This window comes from Vreelandella aquamarina (assembly GCF_020075495.1).
In the GTDB taxonomy this organism is placed as follows: Bacteria; Pseudomonadota; Gammaproteobacteria; order Pseudomonadales; family Halomonadaceae; genus Vreelandella; species Vreelandella aquamarina_A.
This window is the reverse complement of the sequence record NZ_JABYQT010000012.1, coordinates 66,957-86,115: the sequence shown is the minus strand read 5'-3', so window position 1 is coordinate 86,115 and position 19,159 is coordinate 66,957. Positions and strand designations below refer to the sequence as shown.

Genomic DNA, 19,159 nt, shown 5'->3' with positions numbered 1-19,159 from the left:
GCCCTGGCCCAATGCGCCTTGACGCCTTACCGGCAGCCCCATAGCATGACCCCAACTTACGGGGCATGCCCCTTCACCTGCCGCGATGAACGGAACCCATGACTGCCAACGTCTCCTCAACCCCGACTGCCAGCCCAACGCCTTCACCGCTGCACGCCGTGGTGGCCGATGACTTTGAAGCCGTCAACCGGACGATCATTGAGCAGCTCACCTCGAAAGTCCCGCTCGTCGAGACCATCAGCCAGTACATCATCGAAAGCGGCGGCAAGCGCCTGCGCCCGCTGCTGGTACTGCTGGCGGCCCGCTCGCTGGGCTATGCAGGCGACAAGCACGTGACGCTCGCCACGCTGATCGAGTTCATGCACACCTCGACATTGCTGCACGACGACGTGGTCGATGAATCGCACCTGCGTCGCGGCAAGAAGACCGCCAACGACGCCTGGGGCAACGCGCCTTCGGTGCTGGTCGGCGATTTTCTCTACTCGCGCTCGTTCCAGCTGATGGTGGACGTGGGCTCGATGGAGATCATGGCGATTCTCTCCAGCGCCACCTGCACCATTGCCGAAGGCGAAGTGCTGCAGCTGACCAATATCGGCAACCCGAGCATTTCCGAGGCGGACTACTTCGAGACCATCCAGGGCAAGACCGCCATGCTGTTCGAAGCCGCCACCCACAGCGGCGCGGTACTGGCCGGCGCCACTGCCGAACAGGCCGAGGCACTCAAACTTTACGGCCGCTACCTGGGGCTTGCCTTCCAGCTGATCGATGACCTTCTCGATTATCAGGGCGATGCCGATGCCATGGGCAAGAACGTCGGCGACGACCTGGCCGAAGGCAAGCCCACGCTGCCGCTGATTCACGCCATGGAGCAGGGCACGCCGGAGCAGGCCAAGCTGGTCCGCCAGGTGATCCGCAAGGGCGGGCTCGAGCAGCTCGACGAGGTGCTGGCCATCGTTCACGAAACCGGCGCCCTTGAGTACACCCGCCAGCGCGCCGATGAAATGGCCGACAAGGCGCTTGCCCAGCTGGAGCTGCTGCCGCCCAGCGCCTACCGCGACAGCATGGCCCAGATCGCCCGCATGGCCGTCGACCGGCAGGCATAAATTTCATGCGCAGGTGGCGCGGGGGCTTGAAAAATCCTGCCCGCCTGTGTAAGATTCAGCTCCGTTGTAGAGCACGTCTCACAACCTTCGGAATATAGCTCAGCTTGGTAGAGCGCTGCCTTCGGGAGGCAGAGGTCGTAGGTTCGAATCCTGCTATTCCGACCAAGAATTCAAGAACCGCCAGCTGGATCACCAGCTGGCGGTTTTTTTGTGGCCTGCGCCGCGTTTCTTTCCCCGGCGATTTGCCCTCCTCACACCCTGCGGCAGATCTCTTGGTCGGCCACTTCCCGCTTCGGTATCTGCCTGCCCCTCTAAATAGCCTGCTAATAACTGTGCTACCATCAGCGCCTTCTCGAGCCTGCGGGGCTTTGTACCAGCAATAACAATGACGTGGGGAAACCGACCATCAACCGTTCAACGCACACCAAAGCCGTGCTGCTGTTTGCCAGCACCATGACTGTGATGTCAGGGGCGATCATTGCGCCTGCGCTTCCCGGCATCAGCCGCCATTTTTCCGATCAGCCCCAGGTGATGATCCAGCTCATCCTGACGCTGCCGGCGCTGATGATCACGCTGTTCAGCCCGCTGATGGGCTATCTGGCCGACCGCTTCGGGCGCAAGCCCTTGCTGCTGTTGATGCTGAGCATCTACGGGCTGGCGGGTGGCGCGGGCTTTCTGATCGACAGCGTCGAGCTCTTGCTGGCCTCCAGAGCGCTGATGGGCATCGCCGTGGCGGGCATCCTGAGCATCAGCACGACACTGGTGGGCGATTATTTCGAGGGTAGCGAGCGCGTGCGCTTTCTGGGCCTGCAGAGTAGCTGCATGGCGCTTGGCGGGGTGGTCTTCATCAACCTCGGCGGGCTGCTGTCGGACTGGAGCTGGCGCGGGCCTTTTCTGCTCTACCTGACCGGCGTGCTGCTTCTGCCCTACGCCTGGGCCATGCTCAAGCCCCCCCACGCCCAGGCCAGTGCGCACGCCACCTCTGCAGAGGAACCGGCAAAGGTCGATATCGGGCGCACGGCGCTGGCCTATTTCGCCGGCATGCTGGCCATGATGCTGTTCTATCTGTTTCCTGCCCAACTGCCCTTTCTGCTCTCCGAGCAGGGCGAGATCAGCGGCCTGGCCATCGGCATTGCGCTTTCCACCGCGGCCTTTACCGCCAGCATCGTGTCGTTCTGCTATGGCTACTACAAGCCGTTTTTATCCGTCATGACCATCTACGTGATGGGCTTCGTGCTCGCGGGGGCAGGTTTTTTCGTGGTAGGCACGACCCACGGCTATACCATGGCCATCATCGGCGCCGCGATTTCCGGGCTGGGTCTGGGCGCCTTCATGCCCAATACCACCGCCTGGCTGATGCGCATTACGCCGCAGCGAGTACGTGGCCGGGTATTTGGCGGTTTTACCGCGACCTTCTTTTTCGGCCAGTTTATCTCGCCCATTGCGGTCGCCCCCGCCGTGGTCTGGCTGGAATCGCTGCGCAACGTCTATCTGGGCATGGCCGTGCTCTGTAGCCTGCTCGCCATCCTCATGGCCATTCTGGGGAAGACGTACCTCAAGGCAGATAGCCGGCTATGACGCGGCCGTATTCGCCAGCAGCTGCTCGTAAAGCGCGACATAATCCTCGGCCATGCGCGTGGCGGTGAAGCGCTCCAGAAACGCCTGGCGAACGCGCTGGCGGTCAAGCGTTGGCAGGCGTTTGACCGCCGCCACCGCCTCTTCGTGGGAGTCGACCACAAAACCGCTGACGCCCTCCTCGATGATTTCCTCCACCGAGCCGTTACGCCAGGCGATGACCGGCGTGCCGCAGGCCATCGCCTCGATCATCACCAGCCCAAAGGGTTCCGGCCAGTCGATGGGAAACAGCAGCGCCGCCGCCTCGCCCAGAAAACTCTGCTTCTGATGGTCGTTGACCACCCCCACGTGCTGGATGCGCTCATCGAGTTGCGGTGCTACGTGGTGGTCGAACCAGCCAGGGTTACCCACATCGATACCGCCGGCCAGGCGCAGCGGATAGCCCGTGGCGCGCGCCACCTCGATGGCCCGATCAGGGCGTTTCTGGTCGGTCATGCGGCCAATGAAGGCCAGATAACCACCGGAACCTTTACTTAAGTTAAAGCGTTGCGCGTCCAGGCCATGGTAAACCGTACCCAGGTGATTGCGTTCAGGCAGTGCAGCGCCTTGAGCGTTCGAGATGGAGGCCACCGGCAGGTCGGGAAAGCCTTCGAAAAAAAGCTGACGGTCAAGCTCGTCCACCCGCCAGTGAACGGTGGTCACACTGTGGTGGCGCCGCTCGCCCAGCACCGCCGCATGGCAGAACTCGCCGTGGCAGTGAATGATGTCGAACTCGTCGAGATGCTGGCGCAAACGCTCAAGTACCAGCGCTTCGAGCACGCCCGGCACGCCCGGCGGCACGTTGTCATGCACTTGCTGCCAGCGGTAAAGGCTTGGCGAGGTTGCCAGATGGCGCGCGCGCGTCTGGCTGTCAGAAGGGGCAATCAGCGTGACCTCGTGGCCCATGGCCACCAACGCTTCGGTGAGATCGAACACGATGCGCTCGGTGCCGCCATTATCGACCGGCGGCGTTGGAAAGATAACGGGCGCAACCTGGGCAATGCGTATACGCTTTTTCTGGGGCATAGATTGGGTGCACCCTATCCGGTGAAAAGGAATTCACGACATGCATATCGTACATCTGGCCTTACAGGGCTGCCTGCGTGGCAGCGATATCGAATACGGCATCACGGCGGATACCGGCGGGCATATCCGCTACCTGCTGGAACTGGTCGAAGCCTCCGAGCAGGACCCGGCCATCGAGCGGATCACCCTGGTGACCCGTGCCTTTAAGTGTGAGTTTAGCAAGGTAGACTATACCTGCCCGGTCGAGGTAATCAGCCCCAAGATCACCCTGGTGCGCCTGCCGACCGATAACCCCGACTACCTTGCCAAGGAAGCGCTGTGGCAGGAATTGCCCTCGTTCATCACGGCTTTCGAGCAGTGGCTGGCACATTTGCCCAGGCTGCCCGATGCCCTGCATGCCCACTATGCCGATGCCGGCGAGGTAGCCGCGGAGATCGGCGCCCGCCACGGTATTGCGTTCGTGTTCACGGCCCATTCGCTGGGGCGCTGCAAGCTGAAGTGCCTGGCCGACGGTCAATCAAGCCTGGACGCGGAAACGCAACAGACTCTGCAGCGCCGCATCGCCTTTGAAGAGCGCGCTATTCGCGATGCCACGCTGATCATCGCAAGCTCCCGCGATGAAGCCGAGGTGCAGTACGCCGACTACCTGCACTACGATACTGGCCGTATCCGCGTGATTCCGCCCGGCAGCCACCTGGAGGATTTTACCCGCGCCACCTCCACACCTGCCGTGGACGCCATGATGCGGCCCTTCCTGCAGGACCTCGACAAGCCCGTACTGCTGGCCATCGCCCGTCCGGTGACGCGCAAGAACCTGGCGGCGCTGGTGACCGCCTACGGGCAGAGCAAGGCGCTGCAGCAGTGTGCCAACCTGGTGGTCGTGGCGGGCGTACGCGATCAGATTGACGCGCTGGAACCCGAGCTTGCCGACAACCTTCACGAGCTCTTGACGCTGATCGATGACTACAACCTTTACGGCCACGTGGCCTACCCCAAGCACCACGCGCCTGACGATATTCCCGCGCTTTACGCCTGGGCCCGCGAGCGGGGCGGGGTATTCATCAACCCGGCGCTCAACGAACCCTTCGGGCTGACCCTGCTGGAGGCTTCGGCCGCGGGCCTGCCCCTGATTGCCACCGACAGCGGCGGCCCCAGCGACATCATCGAGCAGTGCGGCAACGGCGTACTCATCAACCCACGCCACACCGATGCCATCATTCACCAGGCGCTTGATCTGTTCCAGAATCCCGAGCGCTGGCAGCGCATGGCCGCCAACGGCCGCGAGGCCGTCAAGGCCTACGACTGGCAGCGCCATGCCGAGTACTACCACGACCTTCTTGCTCGATTGAGCCAGCCTGAACAGCCCCCCCTACAGCCCCAGGCGCTGCTGATCTGCGATATCGACAACACCCTGACCGGCTCGCCCGACGGCATTCGCGCCTTTACCCGGTGGTATGAAGCCCAGCCCACCCTCGGCTTCGGCGTGGCCACCGGGCGCAGTTTTCACAGCGCGCTGTCGATTCTCGAGCAGGCCGGCATCCCCTACCCTCAGGTGATCATTTCTTCGGTCGGCTCGGAGATCTACTACCGCACCGCCAACGGCGTGACCTACCAGCAGGACACCGCCTGGTCGGCGCGCATCGACTGCCGCTGGCAGAAGGAGGCCGTCGCGCAAGCCTTGAGTGATATGCCCGAACTGACACCCCAGGGCCCGCTCGAGCAGCGCCGCCACAAGCTCAGCTACTTCAGCGATGGCGACCCGACGCTGATGGCGCGCATCCAGGCGCACCTGAAGAAATGCGGCCTGGCAGCCACGGTGATTCAAAGCCATGAGCGCTATGTGGATGTTCTGCCCGTGGAAGCCTCCAAGGGACAGGCTGTCGAGTACGTGCGCCAGCGCCTCGAGATTGACCGCCAGTCGCTCTACGCGGCAGGTGACTCCGGCAACGACCTGGACATGCTGCGCTCGGTGCCCTGCTCCATCGCGGTTGCCAACCACTGCGATGGCCTACTGGATGGCCCGGACATGGCGCATGTCTACACCGCGCGAGCGTGCCACGCCCAGGGCATCATCGAAGGCGTGCAGCACTTTCAACAGCGCCGGAAGATGGGAGGCGTGGCATGAAGGTAAGCGCCCTGACGCTGGTCAGACACCGCCGCGACCATCTGGTCAATCTGATGCTGAGCCTCGATGCCCAGACGCACTGCCCGGACGAGCTGGTCATCGCCTGGATGCAGGAAGAACCGGAAACCGGGCTTCCCGAAACGCGCTTTCCCGTCCGTCATGTCATGGTGGAAGGCGAGGCCCTGCCGCTGGCCAAGGCGCGCAACGCCGCGGTCAATGCCGCGGCGTTTGAGGCGCTGGTCTTTCTGGACGTCGACTGCATCGCCTCCCCCAGGCTGGTGGCCCGCTACCATGACGCGCTTGCCGCCAGGCCCGCGCTGTATATCGGCGAAGTCCACTACCTGCCCGCCGACGCGGTGCGCCGCCACGAAGACGGCACGCTGGATCTCGCGCGCCTGGCCACGCTTGGCGAGCGCCACCCGGCGCGCCCGGCCTTGGAGGAAGACGAGATACGTGGCGAGCCCGACCACGGCAACCTCTGGGGACTCTCCTTTGCCCTGATGCGCCGGGACCACCAGCGCGCCGGCGGCATGGACGAAGGCTACCAGGGCTATGGCGGCGAAGAGACCGACTACGCCTGGCGCCTGGCAGCGGCCCAGGTGCCGCTCTACTGGGTGGGCGGCGCCCTTGCCTGGCATCAGCATCACGCCATGTACGCCCCGCCCTGGCCCCATTTCGAAGCCATCATTGCCAACGCGCGGCGCTTTCATGGGCGCTGGAAGCAGTGGTGCATGGAGTATTGGCTTGATCAGTTCCAGCAAGCCGGCGCCATTCGCTGGTCGCCGACATCAACAAGGGTCGAGATCATCAGGCACCCCACTCATGCAGAAATTGCCGCGGCACGCCTGCCGGGCAGCGCTCGCTACGGTTGAGCCTCGCAGTGCCAACGGTACTCATCGGTATTGCATTACTATCATGCCCTTTTCAGCCAGCCTGGGTTCGGCAAGCCCGTTTCGTTGCTTGCTCATTGGCTCATGATCGTCATGACGTGCGCTTGTTACATGCCGGCTGTCTGGCGGGTAGACCGAAGACCGCCATGAAAGGTAACGGCCACCCCGGCCAGGATCAACGCAATTCCCCAGAGCTTCAGCCAGGAAAAGTGCTCGGCAATACCCGGTAGAAACAGAGAGCCGATATAGACCAGTACATAGCTCAGGCTCAAGAAGGGGTAAGCCATGCTCAGCGGCACCTTTTTGAGCGCCATCCCCCAGCACAGCATCGACAGGGCATAGCAGCCAAGCCCGGCCACCACAGATACAAGAGAGGGCCAGCCGTGGCGCAAGACCGCGTCCCAGGTAACCGTATCACTCGGGTGGAAGCCCTCCAGTGCCAGCGTGCTCATACCCCACTTCATGGCAAGCTGGGCCACCGATACCAGACACACGCTCATCAATATGAGTGCAATGCTGCCTGCTCCTCTTTGTCTGTTCATGTTGCAGACACCGCCACCAGTAAAATCCCCAGCCCGATGAGTACGCAGCCAACCCAGTGGTGAGATGATACCGGTTCGCCAAAGCTGAAGCGTGATATCAACAGCATGATGATCAGGTTGAGACTCAGCATCGGATAGGCCACCGACACGCTCCAGTCCCGCAGCACGTAAAGCCAGGCGATGGCACTCAACAGAAGAAAGAAGATCGCCAGCATCAACGGCTGACAGACCAACTTTCTCCCTAGCGAATGGTCAGGGTAACGGGCGAAATGAAGCGCCGACCGCTTTTGCCAGTAATGGCTGCATGCGCTTGCGAGCAGCGAAATACTGAAGACAATGGCGGTATTCAAGAGGTTTTCCTATCGAAAAACAGTACCTTGTAAGGCCCCAGCTCGATGATTCGATCATGTGGGGGAAGCGGCGTTTCAAACGTCGTCGATGTACGAAACTCGACCGCGATAGCGTGGTGTTGGCGCTTTTCGAGGATAAAGGCGCCGAGCGCTTCGTATTCAATAAATCGATGTTGGGAATCGGCATAACCCAGACCGTAGGACACCTCGCCCTTTTGCCCCAGCAAGTACACATCGTCTCTTCTCAGGTACCAGTTAAACGCCGACATGATGGTGGGATAATCCGCCACCAGAACCGTATCGTCGTCTACATGGGGAGCCACTTTCTCGATGAGCCACTGGGGCTGTTTGGCATCGGTCACGCGATCCGGAAGAACAAAGCCAATTACCGTAAATAAGGCAACCGGCGCCAGCATATGCCCTACGAAAAATGCCCCTATGTGAGTACACCGGCCGGCCAGAACGATACAGCCACTCCAAAGAAGCATCGACACCACCAACAATCCCAGCTTGTAGCCTTCGCCGGGCCCAAAGGGCAAAAAACCCAGCAAAAAGGCGATAAGCGCGACCAGTGCAATGGCCATCATCAGGCCAGCATGCATGAGGCAAAGGTGCCTTAACGTCTCTTTCTTATGCTCAAAGGCCCAGATCAAGCCATGGGTTATCAAAATGGCCAACGGCGCCATGCACGGCAGGATATAGGTGGCAAGCTTGCCCCGTGACAGTGAAAAGAAGATGAAGGGTAACACCGCCCATAGCAGCGTATAGCGCACTGCGGGTAGCGCCAATGAGGTGCGCAGATGACGAAAGGCCGGTAGCGTCAGAAACGTCCAGGGCATCAATGCCAGCAGCATGACCGGCACGAAGAACCACACCGGAGAGACATGCTGGGCTTCGTTCGAGAAGAACCGATGAATATGCTCGACCCAGAAGAAATAGTGCCAGAAGTCCGGCGCTCGCAGGTGGACGGCTATCGCCCAGGGGAGCGTTACGGTGAGCGCACTCGCCACGCTTAGCCAACCATACACCATCAACTGCCTGAACTGGTGCTGCAGGATGGCGTAAGCCACGACCACCATAAAAGGCAATGCCAGTGCCAGAAAGCCCTTGGTCAAAAAGGCGCCACCGCAACCCATGCCGGCCAGCAGATAGAAAAGACACCGCTGGCGCTGGGAAACGGCCTCCAACGCCATGTAAAACGCCACGAAAGTGAGCGTAAGCCAAAAGGTCAGGAAACTGTCGAGGACACTGAAGGTGCCGACTGCAATCACGATGAAAAAGCTGAGATAGACACCGACCGACAGGTACGCTTGCGTCCGGCCAAATACACGCCTCACCATGAACATGATACAGAGCGCGCTTCCCAGGACGGAAAGCGATGACATGAACCTGACCGCAAAATTGGTCTGGCCAAATATCATCTGAGCGATGGCATTGAGCCAGTAGCCCATGATCGGCTTTTCAAAGTAGAAAAGCCCGTTGAAATGCGGCACGACCCAGTCACGGGTGGCCAGGAGCTCTCGAGATATCTCAGCGTAGCGCAGCTCATCAGGAGACCACAGGGCCGGCACATGGAGCGTCAACAGGTACGTCAACACGAAGTAGCTTATTATCAGTGCCCACCCGGCAGGCTTTTGCAACTTGTTCATGTTTACCGGCTCCTCGAAGAGAGAGAGGAGTGGCGGGCAACCCAACCTTCACGGCCGGGTATCTCGACCGCTTCTATCGTGCCTGTGGGAAGATGCTCGCTATCCTGCGGCAACAGCGCCCCTAGCGGGACGAACTTGATATGACGCTCGGCAGCCATCAACAGGAATTTTTCGAACAGGGACGCACAGGCAATGCCTTCTGCCTCGGCATGGATCGTATAAACGTTCAGCCCATTGGGGTTGATAGCGTCAAGAATATACTGGTTGTAATTCTCGTCGGTGATGCCGTTCTGGCCGATTACTTCGTCATAGGTCGGCAGGGTAACGGGAATCTGGGGCGTCCTTTTGCCCTTCGGCATGAAGATGGCATCGCCCCGGCAATCACTGTTATAGCGAAAATCAAACGTTTCCTTTTGGGCAAGCGTTGCCGGATTGCAGCGCCAGCCCGCCACGGCACTGCAACTCACGCGTTCACCCAACAGCATCTCGAGACGCCGATAGCCCCGCTCGATCTCTCGGTGCAGCTCGTCGGCTGACATCCTGTCGATCCGGGTCTGCCACTTGTGATGATCCCAGGCATGCAGGCCAATTTCGTGCTGCAGATAATGAGCCTGCTGAATCAGATGACCAAGCTTCTGGCCGATATCCGGCCCCGGCCAAGGCAACGTTCCCTTGAACAGAATGTCGTAGCCGTAGAGGCTTCTGGCATTGGAACGCAGCATCTTTTTGAGAAAGGCCGGACGCAATAACCGCCACAGATGGCGCCCCATGTTGTCAGGGCCTACCGTAAAGAAAAAGGAGGCGGTAATGTCATGGCGCGCCAGCATGTCCAGCAGCCGGGGAACGCCTTTCAAGGTACCTCGGTAGGTGTCCACGTCGATACGCAGACCTACCGGTATAGGCTGCTTAACCATGAGCGTGTTCTTCCAATGCTTCTTTCAGAAAGAAATCCAGTGTTTGTTCGATGGTTGTCTCGAAATGGGTGGACGGCTCCCAGTCAAGTATCCTCTTTGCATTGCGAATGCAGGGCTGACGGTGCTGAACGTCCTGATAGCCATCGCCATAATAGGCGCTGCTTTCCATGAGGTTGTAGCCGGCAAAGGGCGGAAACTGATCGCGCAGCGGATGCCGTTCAAACCGAGCGACCAGGCTTTCGGCCAACTCCTTGATGCTGGCTTCGTTCTCCGGTGCCCCGATATTGATGATCTGCCCATCGCAGACACCGTCGGTGTTTTCCACGATGCGAAAGAGGGCCTCGATGGCATCGGATATATCGGTAAAGCAGCGCTTTTGCTCGCCACCATCGATAAGATTGATGGGCGTTCCTTCCACCAGGTTGAGAATGAGCTGCGTGATGGCGCGACTGGAACCGATTCGGGCAGAGCCCAGGCTATCCAGGTGAGACCCCATCCAGTTGAAGGGACGAAACAGGGTGAATTTCAGCCCCTCCTTGATGCCATAGGCCCAGATCACCCGATCCAGCAGTTGCTTGGAGACCGAATAGATCCAGCGCTGGCGGTTAATGGGGCCCACGATCAGCGGTGAAGTATCCTCGTCAAAGGCTTCATCGGTGCACATGCCGTACACCTCGGACGTCGAGGGGAAGATGACCCGTTTTTTGTACTTCACACAGCTGCGCACAATCTTAAGGTTTTCTTCGAAATCGAGCTCAAACACCCGCAGCGGATTACGCGTGTATTCAATCGGCGTGGCGATGGCCACCAGCGGCAGCACCACATCGCACTTCTTGATCTGATACTCGATCCATTCGTTATGAATGGTGATATCCCCTTCCACGAAGTGGAAATTGGGATGGGGAAGGAACTCTGCAATCTGACTGGCGCTGACGTCCATGGCGTATACGGAGTACGTGTCTTCCTTGAGCAAACGTCGCGTCAGATGAGTGCCGATGAAGCCATTGGCCCCCAGAATCAGTACCCGGGTATGTTTCTTCTTGACCAGCAGACTACTGGCAGACGGCCCAAAGCGCATGCCGAGAGCCAAATGAAGTTCGGCGACCAACCGCTCACCGCTCAAATAAAGCCCCTGCTCGCTCTGCGCGGCATCCACGATCAGTGCCCCCTGACCGCAGGCAATCGTCAGGGGAGAAAGGGAGACGATGGTACCGGGCTTCACGTCATGCTGCTGCTGGTTTGGTCTTGCCTTCCAGATCGTGATCTTGCGCTCACCCATGAAGGTAAACGCCCCTGGATAGGGTTCAGTCACCGCACGCACCAGGTCGAAAAGGCTGCGAGCATCACGTGACCAGTCAAGCTCGCCATCTTCAGGCGTACGCCGCGGGAAGGTGCTGGCTTTTGCTTCATCCTGCGCCACCGGCACCAGCCGGTGATTGATCAGTTCCGGCAGCGCTTCATTGAGCATCTCCCGTGCCAGAACGACCATGCGCTGGTGCAGCGTCGCGGCGTCATCGGCGTCGCTGATGGCAAGGCGTTTTTGATAAAAGATGTCGCCAGCATCGGCCTGGCGGGTCATGCGATGCAGCGTCAGGCCGGTTTCCTTTTCGCCATTGACGAGCGCCCAGTTGATCGGCGCGCGCCCACGATAGGCCGGCAGCAGCGAGCCGTGCAGGTTGAAGCCTCCACGTTCGGCGATATCAAGTATTTCCTGACAGATCAGATGGCGATAATAAAAGGAGAAGATGATGTCCGGCTGCATCATGCGGATCTTGTCGATCCAGATCGGATGATTGACGTTTTCCGGCGCATGCACAGGGATACCGTGCTGGGCGGCCAGTTTGGCGACCGAGCCAAAAAAGACGTTTTCGCTGGCATCGTCCACATGGGTAAAAATGGCGGCGATTTCGATACCGCTGTCCAGTACACTCTGGAGGCCCACGCAGCCGAAATTGTGATACGCAAAAATGATGGCTTTCATATCGTCGTCTTCTTCAATGTGCCGTCTGGCGGGTCGTTTCTGTTACAGCGTCATGCGATCGGCCATGCACGGCCTTGCCGATCAGCAGGTCCTGAACGAAAAAGCGGGGTCTGGCGCGCACGTCTGAGTAAATTCGGCCGATGTATTCGCCCAGCAGACCCAGGCCAATAAACTGGGCTCCGATCAGCACGAAGAGAATGGCAAAGAGCGTAAAGAGGCCATCGCCGGCCCACTCGGCGCCCAGCATCAATCGCAGGGCCATCAAGAAAAGGCCGAAGATCACGCCAAACACCGCCATGGCGCCGCCCAGCAGGCTGAGCATGCGAAGCGGTGCGGTCGTCATGCTGGTCAACAGATCAAACATCAGACTGATCAGCTTCATGGGACTGTATTTCGAATGGCCGTCGGCGCGTTCGTCGTGATGAACGTCGATCTCGGTGGTATGCCGGGAAAAGTTGTTGGCCAGAATGGGAATGAAGGTGCTTCTTTCATGGCAGTTGAGCATGGCGTCGACCACGTGGCGCCGATATGCTCGCAGCATGCAGCCGTAGTCGGTCATCTCGACCCCGGTAGCCATCTTGACAGCCCGATTGACCAGCCTTGACGGCAGCCGACGCAGCAGCGTGTCGCGACGCTTTTTGCGTACCGTTCCGACTGAATCAAAGCCTTCCTCGATTTTGGCCACCAGCCGTGGGATCTCTTCGGGCGGATTTTGCAGATCAGCGTCGAGTGTGATGACAACGTCACCACGGGTCTGCTCAAAGCCCGCGATGATGGCATTGTGCTGTCCGTAGTTGCGATTGAGGATGACCCCGATAATGCGGCTGTCTTCCTCGGCCGACATCGTCTCGATAATGGCCGCACTGCGGTCCTGACTACCGTCATCGACCAGTACCAGCTCATAGGGCTGTTTGAGTGTCTGGCAGGCCATGGTGGTACGTCGAACCAGCTCGGGGAGCGTCCTCTCCTCGTTGAATACCGGGATGACAATGGAGACCCGGTTGATGGGCTGCTTATTTTTCATGTTGAGTCACTATCGTTTTTAACGCGCCAATCACACGATCCACATCATCCGACGTCATGGCAGGAAACAACGGCAGCGAACAGATCTGCCCCCCGGCCAGCGTTGTATGGGGCAATGAAGGCATGTCCCTTGCATAAAGGGCGGTGTAATGATCGTGGTAATATTTCTGCAGATGCGCAGGCAGGAAATGAATGCCGGCGCCAATCTGTCTTGCCTTGAGCGCCTCAATCAGCTGGTTGCGGTCAAGCCCCGCCTTTTCGGGAACCACACGAACCACCATCAGATGCCGGCAATGTTCGTGATCATGGGCAGGGTCTTGAAGCGGAGTGATACCGGGGATATCCCTTAATTTCTCGATGTAGTCATCAGCCAGTGCCTGTCTTGCAGCGGTAATTTCCTCAAGCCTTTCCAGCTGGCCCAATGCCAGAACAGCGCTGATGTCGGGAAGGTTATATTTGAATCCCGGCTCAACCACTTCTGCCTGTGGGGTGCGCCCGTGGGTTTCACGATCAAAGGCATCCACGGCAAGCCCGTGGAATTTCAGACGCCGAATCCTGTCGGCCAACGCCTGATCGGAAGTGATGAACACCCCACCCTCCGCCGTTGTAACGTTCTTGATGGCGTGAAGGGAAAAGATGCAGTGCCCCCGATACCCTACTGGCTGGCCCTTGTACTGCGCCCCCAGCGCATGCGCTGCGTCTTCGATCACGGTAATGCCGTGGCGCTCTGCCAGGGCATAAATGGGATCCAGATCCAGCGAGGCGCCCGCAAAATGCACCGGAATGATCAGTCGGGTTCTGGGCGTGATCAGCGCCTCGATCTGCTCGGCCGTGGTCATCAACGTCGCCGGATCGACCTCCACGAATACCGGCGTAGCCCCGGTCAGGGCGATCATGTTGATGGTGGAGACCCAGGTCAGGGACGGCGTAATGACTTCATCACCGGGCCCAATGCCCAGAGCCAGCAGTGCCAGATGCATACCGGCCGTGGCACTGCTGAGAGCAATGGCATGAGAGGCCCCGGTCAGTCGACAGATATCCTGCTCAAGCTGCGCATTCTTGGCACCGGTCGTGATCCATCCAGAGCGAAGCACTGCCACGGCGGCGTCAATATCAGCGTCATTCAGCGCCGGTCGACACAAGGGTAAAAAGGAGTTCTGCATGGGCGTCATCGCGTACTCACTACTCAAGTGATGGGCTGATACAGGCACTGATACAGCATGGAAAGCAGCCCTGATCAGGCATTAGCGCTCTTAATTTATCTTCATGGCCGTCGAGCTTTTCGAACGTCAGCTATCAGGCGGCATAAAAATAATCAGCCAATATGATGAAGCGGCTATCGATAATCATGGGTCAGGCAATACTAGCGGTTGCCATAAAGACAGGTGTAAAAGAGTCGGAGCAAGTTGTTAAAAAGTATTAACTATCAAGCGTGTGTCTCGATGGCTTGAACAGGCAGGCAATATCAAGACGTGTCTTGCGAGGCATATTTTCAAGCTGCATGAGAGTTTCAAGCCGCATAAAAAAGCCGCTACCTGCTGGCAGCAGGTAGCGGCTTTGCCATCAATGAAGAGGCTGTGTGTTCAAGGGCTCGCTAGTTCGCGTCAACCCCGGACTGACGCCAGCGCGCAATGCTGCCCATTACCAGCATGAAAAATACCGGAACAAACACGATGGCTAACGTGGCACTCAGCATGCCGCCGACCACGCCCGTACCGATAGCCCGCTGACTGGCAGAACTTACCCCGGTAGAGATGGCCAGCGGAAGCACGCCAAGAATAAAGGCCAGGGAGGTCATGATAATGGGGCGAAATCGCTGACGGGCTGCCTTGATACATGCATCTCCAAGTGAAAGTCCCTGTTCGTGCAATGCCCTTGCGAACTCGATGATCAGGATCGCGTTCTTGGCAGAAAGTCCGATGATGGTGACCATTCCCACCTTGAAAAAGACATCGTTAGGCATACCTCGCAGGCTCACCATGAGCACGGCCCCGACAATACCCAGAGGGACGACCAGAATGACCGACATGGGAATTGCCCAGCTTTCATAGAGCGCGGCCAGGCATAAAAACACGACCAGCAGCGAAAGCATGAGAAGCACTGGCGCCTGATTGCCGGAAAGACGCTCCTGAAGCGACGATCCGGTCCATTCCAGCGCGAAGCCATCGGGCAACGCGGCTACCATGCGCTCGATCTCCTGCATCGCCTCCCCCGAACTCTTGCCCCTCCCGGGTTCGCCCGATATGTTGACCGAAGGATAGCCGTTATAGCGCGTCATTTGCCCCGGCCCATTTTCCCACGTGGCCGTGGTGAAGGTAGACAGAGGAACCATATCGCCCTGACGGTTACGCACCTCGAAAGCCATCAGGTTTTCAACCTGCTCACGCTGCGATCCTTCCGCCTGTACGATCACCTGCTGCATACGCCCATGATTGGGAAAGTCATTGATATAGGACGACCCCAGCGCGGTCGAAAGCGTCGTACCGATATCCTGGTAGGAAAGCCCCAACGCGCTGGCCTTGCGTCTATCGATTTCCATACGCACCTGGGGAGTCTGTGGTAGGGCGGCTTCGCGAACGTTGGTGACCATCGGGCTTGAAGCCGCCGCCTCGAGCAGTTGGTTCTGCGCGGCCACCAAGGCCGCCTGGCCGTGGCCACCGCGATCCTGCAGCTGGAATTCAAAGCCACTGGAGGTGCCCAACCCATCGATGGAAGGTGGTAGCAGCGTAAAGACAGCGGCTTCCCGAATGCGTGCAAACACACCATTGGCACGCTCGGCAACGGCATCGGCGCTACCATTGCGACTGCGCGCTTGCCAGTCATTGAGCGTAGTAAATCCAAGGGCGGCATTCTGCCCTGATCCTGAAAAGCTGAACCCGAGCAGGATCAGCGTACTGTCGATATCCGAGTCTTCGAGACCATACGCCTCGATCTGGCGAGCCACGTCGGTGGTACGCTTTTCAGACGCCCCTGCCGGGAGCTGAATATCCGTCATGATATAACCCTGGTCCTCTACCGGCAGGAAGGCGGACGGGAGTCGCAGGAACAGAAAGCCCAGTACCAGCAGCAGAACGACATAAACGATCATATACCGCCCAATGCGACCAATGGCATGGCCAACCCAAGTAGTGTAGCCCCGCGTCACGCGTTCGAATTGCCGGTTGAACCAGTCAAAGAAATATTTGCGTCGATGTTCTTCGCCCGGTTTCAGGGGCTTGAGCAAGGAGGCACACAGCGCCGGCGTAAGCGTCAACGCCAGAAACGCCGAGAACAAGATGGAAACCGCCATGGCCATCGAGAACTGACGATAGATCACGCCGACCGAGCCCGACATGAACGCCATGGGAATGAACACGGCACACAGCACCAGGGTGATGCCGATAATGGCGCCTGAAATTTCGCTCATCGCCTGACGGGTTGCCTGCCTGGGTGAAAGCCCCTGCTCTGCCATCAGCCGTTCCACGTTTTCCACCACCACAATGGCGTCATCCACCAGAATACCGATGGCCAGTACCATGGCGAACATGGTCAGCACATTGACCGAATAACCAAAGACCAGCATGCACCCCATGGTGCCCAGCAGTGCCACCGGCACTACCAGCGCGGGAATTAGCGTATAGCGTATGTTCTGCAAGAACAGAAACATGACAGCAAATACCAGTACCATCGCCTCTAGCAGCGTATGGACTACCTGCGTAATGGAGGCCTTGACGAACGGCGACGTATCATACGGAATCTGGTACTCGATACCGTCAGGAAACTGCTTGGCAAGCTCGGCCATACGTTCGCGTATCTGCGTTGCCGTGCTCATGGCATTGGCACCCGGTGCCAGTTGAATCCCCCCCGCGACGGCTGGTTTACCATTCAGCCGCGTGCCGAATTGATAGCTCTGACTGCCGATTTCGACGCGAGCGACATCCCCCACGGTCACACTTGCCCCGTTTCCCGCATCTTTCAGGATAATGGCAGCAAACGCTTCAGGCGAGTCAAGCTGGCCGTCGAGCACGACCGGCGCGGTGATCTCCTGCTCACTGCCCGAGGGCAGATCCCCGAGGCTGCCTGCCGGTATTTGAATATTCTGTTCAGCAATCGCCTGATTGACATCGGCGGGGGTCAGGTTATAAGCCGCCAACTGCTTTAGATCGAGCCAGATACGCATCGCGCGCTCGGCACCGAAGACCTGGGCCTTGCCTACTCCCGGCACACGCCTGAGCTCGTTGACTACATTACGCACCATATAATCGCTCAGGGCGGTTTCATCCATGGATTCATCCGGCGAGCTGAGGGTGACCATCATCAAAAAGCCTGCCGAAAGCTCCTCCACCTGAATGCCCTGCTGACGCACCGCTTCGGGCAGGCGTGATTCCACACCTTTGATACGATTTTGTATATCGACCCGAGCAAGCTCCGAGTTTGTACCTGGCTCGAAGGTCACCGACACCGTCGCCATGCCTTGGCTGCTTTCGGAAGAAAAGTACAGCATGTGGTTAACGCCATTGAGCTCTTCTTCGATAAGGCTGACCACGCCTGCATCAATGGCTTCAGCAGAGGCGCCTGGATAAGTCAATGAAAGCTCAATCTGTGGCGGGGCAACCGCTGGGTACTGGGCCACCGGCAAACGCGGCAGGGCGAGAAGCCCTGCAAGGATAATGAACAGCGCAATTACCCAGGCAAACACGGGGCGCTCGATAAAAAAACGCGACATTAAAGCGTCTCCCCAGCAAGGGAAGCGGCATCGTAAGACGGCGTGGCATCGGAAGGCGGCTCGACCGTGACATCCATGCCAGGCGCAATCTGCTGCAGCCCTGACACGATGACACGCTCACCCGCCTCGAGCCCTTCAAGCACGATCCAGCGTCCGTCATGGACGCCCCCTAACGTGAGCAGGCGCCTGACCACCTGACCTGCGTCATTGACCACCATGGCCATCGGCTTGCCAGCCCCATCCAACTGCACTGCCCGTTGAGCGACCGTAATTCCCTTTTCAAGATGCCTGACAGGTACACGGACCTGCACGAAGGCACCCGGCAACAGATCCAGTCCCGGATTGGGAAACTCGCTACGCAGCATGATCTGCCCGGTGCCCTGATCGACGAATGGTTCCGCGAACAGCAGCCGTCCTGTCAGGTGCGTATCATCAGATTGCATCAAGGCCACTTCGGTATCGTCAGCCGCACTATCGGTATCATTGGCATCGCGCATTGCCGTGTACTGATCGGCTGCCTGCGAGATATCTGCATAGATAGGGTCGAGCTGCTGTATGGTCGCCAGTAGCGTGGCCTCGTTATGACCGACCAGCGCTCCTTCACTCACCTGCGCCCGGCCTATCCGACCACTGATGGGGGCCGTGACCGTGGCATACCCCAGATCAAGCCGTGCGCGCGCCAGCTCGGCTTCGGCGGAGGCCACATCCGCCGCTGCCTGCTGAGAGAGCGCCCTGGCACTGTCATAATCCTGACGACTGACGGAGTTATTGCCGAGCAACCTCTGCAAGCGCTGCTCCTTTTGAGAGGCTTCCACCCGGTTGGCTTCCGCCTTGTTCAGTGCAGCGCGAGCGCTATCCACCGCCACCTGCAGTGGCTCCGGGTCAATCTTAAAAAGTGTATCGCCTTTTTCAATGAAGCTTCCTTCCTGATAGGTACGCTCCAGCACGATACCGGAGACGCGCGCGCGAACCTCTGCCACACGCGATGCGGTCAAGCGACCGCTCAGGTCAGTGGTGACCAGCAAAGGAGCTGCCTTGAGCACTTCAACCGTCACGCTGGGAATGGGGTCAGCTTCGTCTTGAGCAGCGGGTTCACTGCACGCAGAAAGCAGCACGCAGGCACTGGCTACAAGAAAAATAGATAAGGCAGGTATCTTACGAGACAGTGCAGGCATAGGTTTCCCCTGTGAATGTCATCGGCATACTACCGATGCGCCCATTTGGGGATGTAAAAGAC

14 protein-coding genes and 1 tRNA gene are annotated in these 19,159 nt (G+C 58.9%); 5 read left to right on the top strand and 10 right to left on the bottom strand.

What is annotated here, in order from left to right:
* Window positions 1-98: 98 nt before the first annotated feature.
* From ispB to HW452_RS15325, 3 genes are all read left to right on the top strand, one after another.
* The gene (ispB, locus tag HW452_RS15335; protein ID WP_224106970.1) at window positions 99-1,103 is read left to right on the top strand and encodes an octaprenyl diphosphate synthase; all 1,005 of its coding nucleotides are present in this window, start codon (window positions 99-101) and stop codon (window positions 1,101-1,103) included.
* 88 nt (window positions 1,104-1,191) lie between these two features.
* A tRNA-Pro gene (locus HW452_RS15330) sits at window positions 1,192-1,268 on the top strand.
* A gap of 225 nt (window positions 1,269-1,493) precedes the next feature.
* Window positions 1,494-2,681 (top strand): MFS transporter, encoded by a 1,188-nt coding sequence (locus tag HW452_RS15325; protein ID WP_224106969.1) that lies wholly within the window; start codon window positions 1,494-1,496, stop codon window positions 2,679-2,681.
* Here the strand turns inward: HW452_RS15325 and HW452_RS15320 are convergent.
* Window positions 2,676-3,743, bottom strand: a complete 1,068-nt coding sequence (locus HW452_RS15320) for a glycosyltransferase family 4 protein (protein WP_224106968.1) — start codon at window positions 3,741-3,743, stop codon at window positions 2,676-2,678. The genes HW452_RS15325 and HW452_RS15320 overlap by 6 nt on opposite strands.
* Window positions 3,744-3,783: 40 nt before the next feature.
* Between HW452_RS15320 and HW452_RS15315 the strand changes: the two genes are divergently transcribed.
* Window positions 3,784-5,868: an HAD-IIB family hydrolase gene (locus HW452_RS15315; protein ID WP_224106967.1), complete on the top strand. Its 2,085-nt coding sequence runs from the start codon at window positions 3,784-3,786 to the stop codon at window positions 5,866-5,868.
* A complete protein-coding gene (locus HW452_RS15310) occupies window positions 5,865-6,740 on the top strand; it encodes a glycosyltransferase family 2 protein (RefSeq protein ID WP_224106966.1) in 876 nt (291 codons plus the stop codon). The genes HW452_RS15315 and HW452_RS15310 overlap by 4 nt, the downstream gene beginning before the upstream one ends.
* A 125-nt stretch (window positions 6,741-6,865) precedes the next feature.
* Here the strand turns inward: HW452_RS15310 and arnF are convergent, their stop codons facing one another.
* The 9 genes from arnF to HW452_RS15265 all read right to left on the bottom strand — a co-directional run bounded on the left by arnF (window position 6,866) and on the right by HW452_RS15265 (window position 19,037).
* Window positions 6,866-7,300 carry a 4-amino-4-deoxy-L-arabinose-phosphoundecaprenol flippase subunit ArnF gene (arnF, locus tag HW452_RS15305; protein WP_224106965.1) on the bottom strand — a complete coding sequence of 145 codons (435 nt, stop codon included), beginning with the start codon at window positions 7,298-7,300 and terminating at the stop codon, window positions 6,866-6,868.
* Window positions 7,297-7,650: an EamA family transporter gene (locus HW452_RS15300; RefSeq protein ID WP_224106964.1), complete on the bottom strand. Its 354-nt coding sequence runs from the start codon at window positions 7,648-7,650 to the stop codon at window positions 7,297-7,299. The genes arnF and HW452_RS15300 overlap by 4 nt, the downstream gene beginning before the upstream one ends.
* A complete protein-coding gene (locus HW452_RS15295) occupies window positions 7,647-9,299 on the bottom strand; it encodes a phospholipid carrier-dependent glycosyltransferase (RefSeq protein WP_224106963.1) in 1,653 nt (550 codons plus the stop codon). The genes HW452_RS15300 and HW452_RS15295 overlap by 4 nt, the downstream gene beginning before the upstream one ends.
* Before the next feature lie 2 nt (window positions 9,300-9,301).
* A complete protein-coding gene (gene arnD, locus HW452_RS15290; protein ID WP_224106962.1) occupies window positions 9,302-10,213 on the bottom strand; it encodes a 4-deoxy-4-formamido-L-arabinose-phosphoundecaprenol deformylase in 912 nt (303 codons plus the stop codon).
* Window positions 10,206-12,194, bottom strand: a complete 1,989-nt coding sequence (arnA, locus tag HW452_RS15285) for a bifunctional UDP-4-amino-4-deoxy-L-arabinose formyltransferase/UDP-glucuronic acid oxidase ArnA (protein ID WP_224106961.1) — start codon at window positions 12,192-12,194, stop codon at window positions 10,206-10,208. Before arnA ends, arnD begins: the two co-directional genes overlap by 8 nt.
* Window positions 12,195-12,207: 13 nt before the next feature.
* Window positions 12,208-13,218 (bottom strand): glycosyltransferase, encoded by a 1,011-nt coding sequence (locus tag HW452_RS15280; protein WP_224106960.1) that lies wholly within the window; start codon window positions 13,216-13,218, stop codon window positions 12,208-12,210.
* On the bottom strand, window positions 13,208-14,389 hold the full coding sequence (locus tag HW452_RS15275) for an aminotransferase class I/II-fold pyridoxal phosphate-dependent enzyme (protein WP_224106959.1): 1,182 nt from the start codon (window positions 14,387-14,389) through the stop codon (window positions 13,208-13,210). Before HW452_RS15275 ends, HW452_RS15280 begins: the two co-directional genes overlap by 11 nt.
* Window positions 14,390-14,811: 422 nt before the next feature.
* A complete protein-coding gene (locus HW452_RS15270; RefSeq protein WP_224106958.1) occupies window positions 14,812-17,922 on the bottom strand; it encodes an efflux RND transporter permease subunit in 3,111 nt (1,036 codons plus the stop codon).
* A complete protein-coding gene (locus HW452_RS15265; RefSeq protein WP_224106957.1) occupies window positions 17,922-19,037 on the bottom strand; it encodes an efflux RND transporter periplasmic adaptor subunit in 1,116 nt (371 codons plus the stop codon). The genes HW452_RS15270 and HW452_RS15265 overlap by 1 nt, the downstream gene beginning before the upstream one ends.
* Window positions 19,038-19,159: the final 122 nt, after the last annotated feature.